10 protein-coding genes are annotated in these 14007 nt (G+C 67.2%); 8 read left to right on the top strand and 2 right to left on the bottom strand.

Going from position 1 to position 14007, the window contains the following annotated elements:
* The first annotated feature begins 5 nt into the window (after positions 1–5).
* The 6 genes from ACP7EY_RS16810 to ACP7EY_RS16785 all read left to right on the top strand — a co-directional run bounded on the left by ACP7EY_RS16810 (position 6) and on the right by ACP7EY_RS16785 (position 8483).
* A complete protein-coding gene (locus ACP7EY_RS16810; protein WP_426195583.1) occupies positions 6–1511 on the top strand; it encodes a CoA-acylating methylmalonate-semialdehyde dehydrogenase in 1506 nt (501 codons plus the stop codon).
* A gap of 74 nt (positions 1512–1585) precedes the next feature.
* A complete protein-coding gene (locus ACP7EY_RS16805) occupies positions 1586–2965 on the top strand; it encodes an NAD(P)-dependent oxidoreductase (RefSeq protein WP_426195581.1) in 1380 nt (459 codons plus the stop codon).
* Entirely contained in the window at positions 2953–4227 is a 1275-nt protein-coding gene (gene preA / locus ACP7EY_RS16800) for an NAD-dependent dihydropyrimidine dehydrogenase subunit PreA (protein ID WP_426195579.1), read from the top strand. Before ACP7EY_RS16805 ends, preA begins: the two co-directional genes overlap by 13 nt.
* Before the next feature lie 58 nt (positions 4228–4285).
* Entirely contained in the window at positions 4286–5782 is a 1497-nt protein-coding gene (locus tag ACP7EY_RS16795; protein WP_426195577.1) for an NCS1 family nucleobase:cation symporter-1, read from the top strand.
* A 22-nt stretch (positions 5783–5804) separates the two neighbouring features.
* Positions 5805–7205: a dihydropyrimidinase gene (gene hydA / locus ACP7EY_RS16790; protein ID WP_426195575.1), complete on the top strand. Its 1401-nt coding sequence runs from the start codon at positions 5805–5807 to the stop codon at positions 7203–7205.
* 18 nt (positions 7206–7223) lie between these two features.
* Positions 7224–8483 (top strand): Zn-dependent hydrolase, encoded by a 1260-nt coding sequence (locus tag ACP7EY_RS16785; RefSeq protein ID WP_426195573.1) that lies wholly within the window; start codon positions 7224–7226, stop codon positions 8481–8483.
* Positions 8484–8488: 5 nt separating this feature from the next.
* On the opposite strand, the gene ACP7EY_RS16780 is transcribed toward ACP7EY_RS16785, so the two are convergent.
* Complete coding sequence (locus ACP7EY_RS16780; RefSeq protein ID WP_426195571.1) at positions 8489–10249, bottom strand: allantoate amidohydrolase; 1761 nt, start codon at positions 10247–10249, stop codon at positions 8489–8491.
* Positions 10250–10325: 76 nt separating this feature from the next.
* Positions 10326–11261, bottom strand: coding sequence for a LysR substrate-binding domain-containing protein (locus ACP7EY_RS16775; RefSeq protein ID WP_426195569.1), 936 nt, complete (start codon positions 11259–11261; stop codon positions 10326–10328).
* A gap of 135 nt (positions 11262–11396) precedes the next feature.
* On the opposite strand from ACP7EY_RS16775, the gene ACP7EY_RS16770 reads away from it, so the two are divergent.
* Together ACP7EY_RS16770 and ACP7EY_RS16765 are read left to right on the top strand one after the other, a co-directional pair.
* Entirely contained in the window at positions 11397–12614 is a 1218-nt protein-coding gene (locus tag ACP7EY_RS16770; RefSeq protein ID WP_426195567.1) for a urate hydroxylase PuuD, read from the top strand.
* Between the two features lie 19 nt (positions 12615–12633).
* Positions 12634–13884, top strand: coding sequence for a M20/M25/M40 family metallo-hydrolase (locus ACP7EY_RS16765; protein WP_426195565.1), 1251 nt, complete (start codon positions 12634–12636; stop codon positions 13882–13884).
* The last annotated feature ends 123 nt before the right edge of the window (positions 13885–14007 follow it).

Genomic DNA, 14007 nt, shown 5'->3' with positions numbered 1-14007 from the left:
ACCCCATGACCACCACGCTCGCTACCATCACCCATTTCATCAACGGCCAGGAAGTCGATACCGCCAGCGGCCGTTACGCCGACGTCTTCAATCCCGCGCTGGGCACGCCGTGCGCGCGCGTGGCCCTGGCCAGCAGCAGCGAAGTCGATGACGCCGTCGCCGCCGCCGCCGCCGCCTTTCCCGCCTGGTCGAACACGCCGCCGCTGGCGCGTGCCCGGGTCCTGTTCAAGTACCTGCAACTGTGCCAGCAGCACACCGACGAATTCGCCGCCCACATCACGCGCGAGCACGGCAAGACCTTCGCCGACGCCCAGGGCGAAGTGGCGCGCGGGATCGAGGTGGTCGAATTCGCCGTCGGTATTCCGCAACTGCTGAAAGGGGAATTTACCGACCAGATCGCGCGCGGCATCGACGCCTGGGCCATGCGCCAGCCGCTCGGCGTGGTGGCCGGCATCACCCCGTTCAATTTTCCCGTGATGGTGCCGATGTGGATGTTCCCCGTCGCTATCGCCTGCGGCAATACCTTCATCCTCAAGCCGTCCGAGCGCGATCCTTCGCCGTCGCTGCTGCACGCCAAACTGCTCAAGCAGGCCGGCCTGCCCGATGGCGTTTTCAACGTCGTCCAGGGTGACAAGACGGCCGTCGACGCGCTGCTCGACAATCCACTCGTGCAGGCCATCAGCTTCGTCGGCTCGACCCCGATCGCCGAATACATTTATGCGCGCGGCAGCGCCGCCGGCAAGCGCGTGCAGGCGCTGGGCGGGGCCAAGAACCACATGGTGGTGATGCCCGACGCCGACATGGACATGACCATCGACGCCCTGATGGGCGCCGCCTACGGCTCGGCCGGCGAGCGCTGCATGGCCATCTCGGTGGTGGTGGCGATCGGCGACGCCGGCGACAAGCTGGCCGGCGCGCTGGCCCAGCGCACCGCGGCCCTGAAGATCGACGACGGCATGGCGCCGGACGCCGAAATGGGCCCGGTCGTCACCAGCGCGGCCAAGGCCCGCATCGAGCAATTGATCGGCGAAGGCGTCGAGCAGGGCGCCACCATCCTCGTCGACGGGCGCAACCTGAAGGTGGCGGGCCGCGAAAACGGCTTCTTCGTGGGCGGCACCCTGTTCGACCATGTGACCCCGCAGATGAGCATCTACAAGGAAGAGATTTTCGGGCCGGTGCTGTGCATCGTGCGCCTGCCCAGCGTGGCCGACGCCGTCACCCTGATCAACGCCAACGAGTACGGCAACGGCGTGGCCATCTACACGCGCGACGGCGGCACGGCGCGCGAATTCGTGCGTCAGATCCAGGTGGGCATGGTGGGGGTGAATGTGCCGCTGCCGGTGCCGATGGCGTTCAACAGCTTCGGCGGCTGGAAGCGCAGCATGTTCGGCGACCACCACGCGTATGGTCCGGAAGGCGTGCGCTTTTACACGCGCCACAAGGCGGTCATGCAGCGCTGGCCGAACACCGCCAGCGCGGGCGCGGAATTTGCTTTTCCACAGATGAAATAAGCGTTTTATACGCAGTTGGGGCGGTGCTTGCACCGCCATGTATCGCCATGACCTATCAAGACCCCGGGATGCACATGATCGTATCACTCAAACACTTGCCACGCACCGCGCTGACCGACGCCGACGCGCTCGACGCGCAGTTCACCGACCTGGCGCCGGCGCTGACAGCGCGCCAGGCCGCCATCGAAGCGGCCCGCTGCCTGTACTGCTACGACGCGCCGTGCACGCGCATCTGTCCCACCGAAATCGATGTCGCCAGCTTCATCCGCAATATCCATGACGGCAACATCAACGGCGCCGCCGTCGGCATCCTCAAGCAAAACATCCTGGGCGGCGCCTGCGCCCGCGTCTGCCCCACCGAAATCCTGTGCGAAGACGCCTGCGTGCGCAACCACGACGCCGAAGGCCGCCCCGTCAAGATCGGCCTGCTGCAACGCCACGCACTCGATCACGCCAGCTTCGCGCAGCACCCGTTCGAACGCGCACCGGCCACCGGCAAGGTCATCGCCGTGGTCGGCGCCGGTCCCGCCGGCCTGTCGTGCGCGCACCGCCTGGCCATGCTGGGCAACGACGTCGTGGTGTTCGAGGCCCGCGAAAAATCGGGCGGCCTCAATGAATACGGCATCGCGAAGTACAAGCTGCCGGGCGACTTCGCCCAGCGCGAAGTGGCCTTCCTGCTGTCGATCGGCGGCATCGAAGTGCGCCATGGCCGCCGGCTGGGCAGCAACCTGACACTGGCCGAACTGCACTCCCAGTACGACGCCGTGTTCCTCGGCCTGGGGCTCGATGCCAGCCGCCCGTTGGGCCTGACAGGCGAGGACGCCCCCGGCCTGCTGGCCGCGGTCGACTACATCGCCACCTTGCGCCAGAGCGATGACCTCACTACCTTGCCGGTGCCACGACGCGCCATCGTCATCGGCGCCGGCAACACCGCCATCGACATGGCCGTGCAGATCAAGCGCCTGGGCGCCGAAGACGTCACGCTGGTGTACCGCCGCGGCTTCGAGTCGATGACGGCGACCGGCCACGAACAGGACATCGCCAAGGCCAATTACGTGCGCATGCGCACCTGGGCGGCGCCGCTCGAAGTGCTGCTCGACGACGCCGGCACGGTGCGCGGCATGCGCTTCGAAGAAACGCGGATGGACAACGGCCGCCTGGTCGGCACCGGCGCCTTCATCGAAATCGCCGCCGACGCCATTTTCAAGGCGATCGGCCAGAGCATCGCGCCGGCCGGCCTGTCCGACGCGATGGCGTGCCAGATCGAACGGCAGGCTGACAAGATCGTCGTCGACGACAGTTTTCGCACCGTGCTGCCCGGCGTGTATGCGGGCGGCGACTGCGTCGCGCCCGGACAGGACCTGACCGTGCAAGCGGTCCAGCACGGCAAACTGGCGGCACACGCCATTCACAACGACATCCAGACCAAAGCGGGGACAGCATGGCCGACCTGAGCATCAATTTTTGCGGCATCAAGTCGCCCAATCCATTCTGGCTGGCGTCCGCGCCGCCCACCGACAAGGCCTACAACGTGGTGCGCGCCTTCGAAGCGGGGTGGGGCGGGGTGGTGTGGAAAACCCTGGGCGAAGACCCGGCCGCGGTCAACGTCTCCTCGCGCTATTCGGCCCTGTATGGCAAGAACCGCGAAGTGGTGGGCTTCAATAACATCGAGCTGATCACCGACCGCAGCCTGGAAATCAACCTGCGCGAGATCACCCAGGTCAAGAAGGACTGGCCCGACCGCGCCATGATCGTCTCGCTCATGCTGCCGTGCGAGGAGGCGCTGTGGGCGGAGATCCTGCCGAAAGTCGAAGCGACCGGCGCCGACGGCATCGAGCTCAATTTCGGCTGCCCGCACGGCATGCCCGAGCGCGGCATGGGCGCCGCCGTCGGCCAGGTGCCCGAGTACGTCGAGATGGTCACGCGCTGGTGCAAGAAGCACAGCAAGCTGCCCGTCATCGTCAAGCTCACCCCCAACATCACCGACGTGCGCGCACCGGCGCGCGCGGCCAAGAATGGCGGCGCCGACGCCGTCTCGCTGATCAACACCATCAACTCGATCACCCATCTCGACCTCGATCGCATGGTGGCCTTTCCCGTGGTGGGCAACGCCAGCACCCACGGCGGCTACTGCGGCGCCGCCGTCAAGCCGATCGCGCTGAACATGGTGGCCGAAATCGCCCGCGATCCGCAGACCGCCGGCCTGCCCATTTCCGGCATCGGCGGCATCGGCAACTGGCGCGACGCCGCCGAATTTATCGCGCTCGGCGCCGGCTCGGTGCAGGTGTGCACCGCCGCCATGCTGCATGGCTTTCGCATCGTCGAAGAGATGAAGGATGGCCTGTCGCGCTGGATGGACGAGAAGGGCTATGCCAACATCGCAGCGTTCAGCGGCAAGGCGGTGGCCAACACCACCGACTGGAAATACCTGGACATGAACTACCAGGTGATCGCCCAGATCGACCAGGACAAGTGCATCAAGTGCGGCAAGTGCTACGTCGCCTGCGAAGACACCTCGCACCAGTCGATCGCCCAGCTGATCGACGCCGTCACCCAGGTCCGCACCTACGAGGTGATCGAGCAGGAGTGCGTGGGCTGCAACCTGTGCGAGATTACCTGTCCCGTCGAGGCATGCATTACCATGGTGCCGCAGGAGACCGGCAAGCCGTACATGAACTGGACCCAGGACGCGCGCAACCCGCACCGGCTCGCCTGAGTCGCGCAGGCCGCAACAGGGACCGGCACCAGCGCGCCAACTCCGGTCCCATTCATCGATGTGCCACAGGAGACCCTCCGTGAATGTAGAACCGTCCGGCAGTCCCCAGCTCTGGAACGCCGACCTGGCCCCCACCACCGCCGCCCAGCGCACCTGGCGCTGGTACCACTTCGCCGCCCTGTGGGTCGGCATGGTCATGTGCATTCCCGCCTACACCCTGTCGGCCAGCCTGATCGAAGGCGGCATGTCGGGCTACCAGGCGATTTTTACCGTGTTCCTCGCCAACGCCATCGTGCTGCTGCCGATGCTGCTGATCGGCCACGCTGGCACCAAGTACGGCATTCCCTACGCGGTGCTGGCGCGCGCCTCGTTCGGCACCAGCGGCGCCAAGCTGCCGGCCCTGATGCGGGCGATCGTCGCCTGCGGCTGGTACGGCATCCAGACCTGGTTCGGCGGCTCGATGATCTACACGCTGCTCGGCGTCATGGCCGGCCACCCGATCGGCGGCGACAAGCTGGCCGGACTGGGCATCAACGGCGCCCAGCTGGCCTGCTTTCTCGCCTTCTGGGCCATCCAGTTCTATTACATCGTGCACGGCATGGAATCGATCCGCAAGCTCGAAACCTGGACCGCGCCCCTGAAAATCCTAATCTGCTTTGTGCTGCTGGGCTGGGCCCACAACAAGGCGGGCGGCTTCGGCGTCCTGCTCGAGGCGCCGTCCCAGTTTGTCGACGGCGGCAAGAAGGCCGGCCAGTTCTGGGCCACCTTCTGGCCCTCGCTGACGGCCATGGTGGGCTTCTGGGCCACGCTGGCGCTCAACATCCCTGACTTCACCCGTTTCGCCAGGTCGCAAAAAGACCAGGTGGTGGGGCAGAGCGTGGGCTTGCCACTGCCGATGGGATTGCTGGCGGCGCTGGCCGTCATCGTCACCTCGGCCACCGTGGTCTTGTACGGCAAGGCGATCTGGGACCCGGTCGACCTGGCCAGCCGCATGACGGGGGCGGCCGTGCTGGTGGCCCTGATCGTGCTGCTGGTCGACACCGTCAGCGTCAACCTGGCGGCCAACCTGGTGGGACCAGCCTACGATTTTTCCGCGCTGGCGCCGCGCCACATCTCGTATCGCACGGGCGGCTACCTGACGGCGGCGATCGCGCTGGTGATGATGCCGTGGAAAATCCTGGAAACCACCGAGGGCTATATCTTCACCTGGCTGATCGGCTATTCGGCGCTGCTGGGACCGATTGCCGGCATCCTCATCGTCGACTATTATTTTGTCCGCAAGACCGAGCTCGAGGTCGATCAGCTGTACCGCGAGGGCGGCGCCTACTGGTACGGCAATGGCTGGAACTCGGCGGCCATCGTTGCCTTCGCGCTGGGCGTGCTGCCGAATATTCCCGGCTTTCTGCATGCCGCCTTCCCGGCGGCGTTTCCCGCCGTCGCCGAGGCCTTTAAAATTATCTATACCTACGCCTGGTTCGTCGGTATCGCCATTTCCGCCGTGGTGTATGGCGTGTTGATGCGGGGCCACAGCCCCGTGCTGGCGCCCGCCCGGTAAGTCCCTCAAAGGAGAATCGACCATGAGTATCTTCATTCGCGGCGGCACCGTCGTCAACGCCGACCGCGCTTTCAAGGCCGATGTCGTCTGCTTCGGCGACACCATCATCGCCGTCGGCGAGCATCTCGACGCGCCGCCGCACGCCACCGTCATCGACGCCACCGGCCAGTTCATCCTGCCGGGCGGGATCGACACCCACACCCACATGCAGCTGCCCTTCATGGGCACCGTCAGCGCCGACGATTTTTTCACCGGCACCGCCGCCGGCCTGGCCGGCGGCACCACCACCATCATGGACTTCGTCATTCCCGACCCGCAGCAGTCGCTGCTCGAGGCTTACCATCTCTGGCGCGGCTGGGCCGCCAAGTCGGCCGGCGACTACACCTTCCACGTCGCCGTGACGTGGTGGTCCGACGCCGTGCACGCCGAGATGGGCACGCTGGTGCGCGAGCACGGCGTCAACAGCTTCAAGCACTTCATGGCGTACAAAAACGCCATCATGGCCGACGACGAAACGCTGATCAAAAGTTTTACCCGCTCGCTCGAGCTGGGCGCGATCCCCACCGTGCACGCCGAAAACGGCGAGCTGGTGTTCCAGCTGCAGCAGGACCTGCTCAAGAAGGGCATCACCGGGCCCGGCGCCCATCCGCTCTCGCGCCCGCCGGCGGTCGAAGCCGAGGCGGCCAACCGCGCCATCGCCATCGCCAACGTGCTCGGTACGCCCGTCTACATCGTCCACGTCTCGTGCGAAGAGTCGCTCGAGGCCATCACCCGCGCCCGCGCCAAGGGTCAGCGCGTGTACGGCGAGGCGCTGGCCGGCCACCTGGTGATCGACGACAGCGTCTACCAGAGCGAGGACCTTGAGTTCGCCCGCGCCCACGTGATGAGTCCGCCGTTTCGCGGCAAGCACCACCAGGCCGCCCTGTGGCGCGGTCTGCGCGGCGGCAACCTGCACACCACCGCCACCGACCACTGCACCTTCTGCGCCGAGCAGAAGGCGGCCGGCAAGGACGACTTCACCCGCATCCCGAACGGCTGCGGCGGCGTCGAGGACCGCATGTCGGTGGTGTGGGACGCGGGCGTGGCGACCGGTTTGCTCACGCCCTCCGAGTTCGTGCGCGTCACCTCGACCAACGCGGCGCAGATTTTTAATATGTACCCCCGCAAGGGCGTCATCGCCGCCGGCGCCGACGCCGACCTGCTGGTGTGGGACCCGAAGGGAAGCCGCACCATCTCGGCCAAGACCCAGTTCGCCAAGGGCGGCTTCAATGTGTTTGAAGGGCGCACCGTCAAGGGCGTCAACAGCGTCACCATCGCCGCCGGCAAGATCGTCTTCGAACGGGGCCAGTTGCGCGCCGAAGCGGGCGCCGGCCGCCACATCGACCGTCCCGCATTTGCCAACCCGCTCCACAGCGCCGCCTGAGCTGAAAGAACCGACCCCATGACCGATTCAACCGTATCCCCCGCAGCACAGACCGCCCGCGTCGACGGCAGCCGTCTGTGGGCTTCCCTGATGGAGCTGGCGCAGATCGGCGCCACGCCCAAGGGCGGCGTCAAGCGCCTGGCCCTGACCGACCTCGATCGCCAGGGCCGCGACCTGGTGGTGGGCTGGGGTGTCGCCGCGGGCATGAGCGTCACCGTCGACCAGATCGGCAACGTCTTCATGCGGCGCGAAGGGCGCAATCCCGCGCTGGCGCCCGTAATGACGGGCAGCCATATCGACACCCAGCCCACCGGCGGCAAGTTCGACGGCAATTACGGCGTGCTGGCCGGCCTCGAAGTGGTGCGCACCCTGAATGATTTGAACATCGAGACGGAGGCGCCCATCGAAGTGGCGTTCTGGACCAACGAGGAAGGCTCGCGCTTCGTGCCGGTGATGATGGGCTCGGGCGTGTTTTGCGGCGCCTTCAGCCTGGAGACGGCCTACGCCGCCACCGACACGGACGGCCTGACGGTGAAAGACGAACTGGCGCGCATCGGCTACCTGGGCGAGCAGGTGCCGGGCGCGCATCCGATCGGCGCCTATTTCGAGACGCACATCGAGCAGGGCCCCGTGCTGGAAGACGCCGACAAGGTGATCGGCGTGGTGCCGGCCGTGATGGGCCTGTCCTGGTACGACTGCGTCGTCACCGGCATGGAGGCGCATGCGGGGCCGACACCGATGGGCCTGCGTCGCGACGCGCTGCAGGTGTCGACCGTGATCATGCAGGAAGTGGTGGCGCTGGCGAACCGCTATCCGCCGTACGGGCGCGGCACGGTGGGCATGGTGCAGGTGTTCCCCAACAGCCGCAACGTGATTCCCGGCCAGGTCACCTTCAGCATCGACCTGCGCAACGTCAACGACGTTCTGCTCAACACCATGCACGAGGAAATGCTGGCCTTTATCGAGCAGGTGCGGCAGGACAGCGGCCTGGCCATCAGCATCGAGCGGGTGTCGTACTATCCGCCATGCCCGTTTCACCCGGACTGCGTGGGCGCCGTGCGCAAGGCCACCGCCGCGCTGGGCTACTCGACGATGGACGTGGTCTCGGGCGCCGGCCACGACGCCATTTACGCGGCGCGGCTGGCGCCGGCCGGGATGATCTTCGTGCCTTGCAAGGACGGCATCAGCCACAACGAAATCGAGGACGCCCGCGCCGACCACCTGGAAGCGGGCTGCAACGTGCTGTTACTGGCCATGCTCGAGGCGGCCGGCACCTGATCGGTTCAGGCGCGCGGCGGCACCGCCAGGGCGCGCAGGAAGTCGAGCAGCACCCGCGCGGCGATGTCGGCATCGTCGGCCGTCATGGTCTCGAGCCGGTTGTGGCTGATGCCGCCATTGCCGCAGCGGGTAAACAGCATCGCCACATCGGTCAGCGCCGCCATCGCCATGGCGTCGTGGCCGGCGCCTGAGGGCAAGTCGAAGCGGGGCAGGCCGGCCCGTTCGATGGCCGCGCCCAACTGGTCCATCAGCCACGGCGCGCACGGCGCCGCCCGGGCCGAGACGATTTCGACGACGCTCGACTCAATCTGGCGCTGCGCGCAGATAGCGTCGATGGTGGCCAGGATGTCGGCCACCGCCGCCAGCCGCACGGCGTCGTCGGCGGCGCGGATGTCGAGCGAGAGCTTGCAGTGGCCGGGGATGACGTTGACCGAGCCGCCCGGCACTTCCAGTTGGCCGACCGTGCCCACCAGCGACGGCGCCAGCAGGCAGCGCTGCTCGACCATCAGCACGATTTCGGCCGCCGCCGCGGCCGCGTCGCGGCGCATCGTCATGGGGGTGGTGCCGGCGTGGCTGGCCAAGCCCGTCAGCTCGACCAGGTAGCGCGAGCTGCCGGCGATGGCGCTGACCACGCCCAGCGCCAGGCCCGCTTCGAGCAGCACCGGTCCCTGTTCGATGTGCACCTCGACGAAGCCGAGGATGTCGTCGGGCCGGCGCGCGATGGCGCCGATGGCGCCGACATCGTGGCCGGCCGCCGCCAGCGCGGCGCGCATGGGGACGCCGGCGTCATCGACCTTGTCGAGCAGGGCCAGGTCGAAGTGCCCCGTCACCGCATTGCTGCCCAGGAAAGTGCTTTTGAAACGCACCCCTTCCTCTTCGGCGAAACCGATGATCTCCAGGTGGTAGGGCAGGCGCTCGCCGCGCGCGTGCAGCTGGCGCACGATCGCCATCGGCAGCAGGATGCCCAGGCGGCCGTCGTACTTGCCGCCGTCCTTGACGGTGTCGTAGTGGGAGCCCGTGATAAGGGTGCGGGCCTCGGCCCGGTCCGAGCGGTAGCGCCCCACCACGTTGCCGACGGCGTCGATGTGGACCTGCATGCCGCACTCGCCCATCCAGTGGGCCAGCTGGCGCGCGCTGTCCTGGTGGGCCGCCGTCAGGTAGGCGCAGGTGAGGCCGTCGGCGCTGTCGCTGTGCTGGCCCAGTTGCTCGGCCCAGGCCATGATGACAGGGCCGAAGTCCAGCTCGACGTGCAACAGCGCGTTCAGGCGCAGTTCGGCGATGCGGTGGATCTGGCGCAGGCACTCGGCCAGTTCGGCGCTGCGCTGGTGCTTGAGGCGGCGGGCGAAGGTGGCGATGATGGCGGCGCGCGTGAGACCCTGGCCGTCCGGACCCTTGACGGCGAGGATGAACGGAAAGCCGAAGCGATCGTTGTAGTCGGCGTTGAGCCGGTGCAGGGTGGCGTATTCGGCGGCGCTGCAGCGGTCCAGGCCCGAGCTGGCCTGCTCGCTGGTCGACTCGGCCGTCAGTGCGCCGGCGATGGCCGCCTTGCCGGCCAGCTCGGGGTGGGCGCGGATCAGGCCAAGCTGCTCGTCTTCGGTGGCGTCAATGACCGCCGCCTGCAGCGCCAGTTTCAGCTCGGCCAGCGTGGCGAACGGCCGGCGCGCGGCGGCGCGCAGGGGAATCCACGGCGAGTGCTCGTAGATGCCGTGGAGGTGGTGCGCGAAAGCGGCGCTGTCGCAGGCGTTCAGTTCGGATAATGTGGTCATGGCGGGGCCGTCGAAAATACGAATCGTGATCATAAACCCTGGTGGCACCGCTGACATATGCCGGCGCTGATGGTACTTATGGCGACAGCGCGCGGGCGGCCGCGCTGACCTGGTCGCGCAGCCACTTGTGCTCGGGCGACTGGTGCACCCGCTGGTGCCACAACTGGTAGAAACGCATCGGTGGAAATTTGACGGGCACCGTGAAGGTTTTCAGGGGCAGGGTCTTTTCGTAGTAGCGCATGAACTGGCGCCCGGTGGTGAGCACCAGGTCGGTCTGCGTGAGCATGTAGGGAATCAGGCCGAAATAGGGCGACTCCACCGCCACCTTGCGGCGCAGGCCCTGGCGCTCGAGGAAGGCGTCGATCACGCCCAGGTAGCCGGGCACCATCTGCGACGGCGCCACATGGGGCAGCGCCAGGTAGTCCTCGATCGTCATGGCGTCGGCCGCGGTGCGCCTGGCGTAGGGCGCGTCGGCGCGCATGGTGCACACGATGGGGTCCTCGAACAGCTTGGAGATGTGCAGGTGTGGCGGCGGCTCGTCCCAGTTGGCGATCACCAGGTCCATGTCGCCGTCCGAGAGCATGCGCAGGTAGTCGACGCCGGCGCCCAGGCTGTGGATGATCACCCGGCTGTTGGGGGCGCCCCGGCGCAGCGCCGCCACCACGTTGGGCAGGAACTGGCTGTCGAGGTAATCGGGGGCGGCGATGTGGAAGGTGGGCGCCGCCTCTTCCGGCACGAATGGCGACTTCTTGATGAACAGGCTCTCGGCTTCGTCGAGGATGCGCTTGGCCGGGCGCAGCAGGCTTTCGCCGTGCTGGGTCGGCACCATGCCGCGCGCGCCCCGCACCAAGAGCGGGTCGCCCGTCAGTTCGCGCAGCTTGCGCAGGGAGGCTGAAATCGAGGGCTGCGGCTGATTGAGTTTGAGGGCGACGCGCGAGACGTTTTTTTCCACCAGCAGCAGGTAGAGGATGCGGATCAGGTGGATGTCGAGATGCTGGGGCAGGGCGGACATGGGGACTATATGAAATTGGGTATGTCGAATATACGCGATTTTTCATGACGGCGGGCTCCAATCAGGCTATCTTGTGTAGCGTGCCAGCAGTCTGTTTTGACGTCCCGCGCCGGCCGTCCCGTTACCAGGAACCCCATGGAAGTTTTCGCCTATCTCACCCCCTATCTGCTCGACTGGCTCAACCTGCTGGTGCGCTGGCTGCACGTGATCACGGGGATCGCCTGGATCGGCGCCTCGTTTTATTTTGTCTGGCTCGACAACAATATCCGGCCGCCCGCGCCCGGCTCCGAGCTCGCTGCCAAGGGCGTGTCGGGGCACTTGTGGGCGGTGCACGGGGGCGGCTTTTATAACCCGCAAAAATACCTAGTGGCGCCGGCCGAACTGCCCGCCGAACTGCACTGGTTCAAGTGGGAAGCCTATTCGACCTGGCTGTCCGGCTTCGCCCTGCTCACCATCGTGTATTACTTCAACGCCCAGGCGATGCTGATCGACCGCGCCGTGGCCGACCTGTCGAGCGCGCAGGCGATCGGCATCGGCCTGGCCAGCCTGGTGCTGGGCTGGACCGTCTACGACCTGCTGTGCCGCTCGAAGCTGGGCCAGCACGACCTGGCGTTTGGCGTGGTGATGTTCGCCTTCCTGGTCGCCAGCGCCTGGGTGCTCCACCATTTTCTGAGCGGGCGCGCCGCCTATATCCACGTGGGCGCCATGATCGGCACCATCATGGTGGCCAATGTGCTCATGCTGATCATTCCCGGCCAGCGCAAGATGGTGGCGGCGATGGCCGCCGGCGGCCGGCCCGACCCCATCCACGGCCTGCGCGCCAAGCAGCGCAGCGTGCACAATAATTACTTCACCTTGCCGGTGCTGTTCATCATGATCAGCAACCACTACGCCATGACCTACCGCCACCAGCATGCGTGGGCGGTGCTGGCGGCAATCATGGCGGCCGGCGTGCTGATTCGCCATTTCTTCAATCTGCGCCACCGCGGCCGCACCGAGTGGCGCTACCCGCTGGCCGGGGTGGCGGTGCTGCTGGCGCTGGCGGTGGCGATCGCGCCGGCGCCACCGGCGCCGGCGACGGCGGTGAACGACCCGGCCGCCCGCTTTGCCCGCGTCCAGGCCATCATCACCCAGCGCTGCGCCAGCTGCCACGCGGCCGTGCCCTCGCAGGCGGGCTTCGCCGCCGCGCCGGCCGGCGTCGAGCTGCACAGCGCCGCCCTGATTCACCAGAACGCCGCCCGCATTTACCAGCAGGCCGTGCAGACGAAGGCCATGCCGCTGGCGAACCTGACGGCGATGACGGAGGCCGAACGGGCCGAGATCGCCAGCTGGTACGAATCTGGCGCCCACTAATTCTCTTTTCAGGAACCCCATGCAAGCACACGACGCCATCACCGGCTGGATCGACGCCCACTTCGACGAACAGGTCGCCTTCCTGCAGGGCGTGGTGCGCATACCCACCGACACCCCGCCCGGCAACAACGCCCCGCACGCCGAGGCGGTGGCGCACATGGTCGAACGGTTCGGCTGGAGCGCCGAGCAGCACGCGGTGCCGCAAGCGGCGGTGCACGACTACGGCATGCAAAGCATCACCAACCTGATCGTGCGCCGGCCGTACGGGGCGGACGGCCCCACCATCGCCCTCAACGCCCACGGCGACGTGGTGCCGCCCGGCGAAGGCTGGACCCATGGCCCGTATGGCGGCGAGATCGAAGACGGCTATATGTATGGGCGCGCTACGGCGGTCTCGAAAGGCGACTTCGCCACCTACATCTTCGCCGTGCGGGCGCTGGAAGCGGCCGGCGTCAAGTTGCGTGGCGCGGTCGAGCTGCATTTTACGTACGACGAGGAATTCGGCGGCCTGCTGGGCCCCGGCTACCTGCTCGAACAGGGCCTGACCCGGCCCGACCTGGTGATCGCCGCCGGTTTTTCCTACAACATCGTCACCGCGCACAACGCCTGCCTGCAACTGGAAGTGACGGTGCATGGCAAGTCCGGCCACGGCGCCATGCCGGAGACGGGCGTCGACGCCCTGCAGGCGGCCACCCGCATCCTCAACGCCATCTACGGCGACCTGGCGCGCCTGAAGCAGATCAAGTCGAGCGTGCCCGGCATCGATTCGCCCACCATGCTCGTGGGCCGCATCGACGGCGGCACCAACACCAATGTGGTGCCCGGCAAAGTGGTGCTGAAACTGGACCGCCGCATGATTCCCGACGAGGACCCGGTGCTGGTCGAGGCGCAGGTGCGCGCGCTGATCGAAGGCGCCGTCGAGGGCGTCGATGGCATCCGCGTCGAGATCCGCCGCCTGCTGCTGTCGCAAGCGCTGCGGCCGTTGCCCGGCTCGCAGCAACTGGTGGCGAACCTGCAAAAGAACGCCCGCGCCGTGATGGGCGAGGACATCACCGCCCTGGGCACGCCGCTGTACGCGGACGCGCGCCTGTACGGCGAACACGGCATCCCCGCAGTGCTGTACGGTGCCGGTCCGCGCACGGTGCCCGAGTCGAACGCCAAGAAGGCCGACGAGCGCCTGGCGCTGGAGGACCTGCGGCGCGCCACCAAGGTGGTGGCATTGACCCTGCTCGACTTCCTCGCCGCCGAACCGGTCGCAGCGCCTGCATAAAAAAGGCGCTTTCACCGTTACCGTGAAAGCCCATTAGCGTAAGCACGCACCATCCAAGCCCACCCCGCGATGGGTTCGAGGCGAGCGCCGGGTCCGACCCCTCGTTTCGGCGCTTGTATCAGG

Origin of the sequence: Massilia sp. DWR3-1-1 (genome assembly GCF_049898325.1) — a bacterium.
Classification (GTDB): Bacteria; Pseudomonadota; Gammaproteobacteria; order Burkholderiales; family Burkholderiaceae_D; genus JAFCUW01.
Note: the sequence above shows the minus strand (reverse complement) of the source record. Positions and strands in the feature narration are given on the sequence as shown.

What these genes read in the sequence shown, in the direction of transcription:
- ACP7EY_RS16810 (WP_426195583.1), top strand. Translation starts at nt 6, where the DNA reads ATGACCACCACGCTCGCTACCATCACCCATTTCATCAACGGCCAGGAA.
- ACP7EY_RS16765 (WP_426195565.1), top strand. Translation starts at nt 12,634, where the DNA reads ATGCAAGCACACGACGCCATCACCGGCTGGATCGACGCCCACTTCGAC.
- ACP7EY_RS16785 (WP_426195573.1), top strand. Translation starts at nt 7,224, where the DNA reads ATGACCGATTCAACCGTATCCCCCGCAGCACAGACCGCCCGCGTCGAC.
- ACP7EY_RS16775 (WP_426195569.1), bottom strand. Translation starts at nt 11,261, where the DNA reads ATGTCCGCCCTGCCCCAGCATCTCGACATCCACCTGATCCGCATCCTC.
- ACP7EY_RS16805 (WP_426195581.1), top strand. Translation starts at nt 1,586, where the DNA reads ATGATCGTATCACTCAAACACTTGCCACGCACCGCGCTGACCGACGCC.
- hydA (WP_426195575.1), top strand. Translation starts at nt 5,805, where the DNA reads ATGAGTATCTTCATTCGCGGCGGCACCGTCGTCAACGCCGACCGCGCT.
- preA (WP_426195579.1), top strand. Translation starts at nt 2,953, where the DNA reads ATGGCCGACCTGAGCATCAATTTTTGCGGCATCAAGTCGCCCAATCCA.
- ACP7EY_RS16780 (WP_426195571.1), bottom strand. Translation starts at nt 10,249, where the DNA reads ATGACCACATTATCCGAACTGAACGCCTGCGACAGCGCCGCTTTCGCG.
- ACP7EY_RS16770 (WP_426195567.1), top strand. Translation starts at nt 11,397, where the DNA reads ATGGAAGTTTTCGCCTATCTCACCCCCTATCTGCTCGACTGGCTCAAC.
- ACP7EY_RS16795 (WP_426195577.1), top strand. Translation starts at nt 4,286, where the DNA reads ATGTGCCACAGGAGACCCTCCGTGAATGTAGAACCGTCCGGCAGTCCC.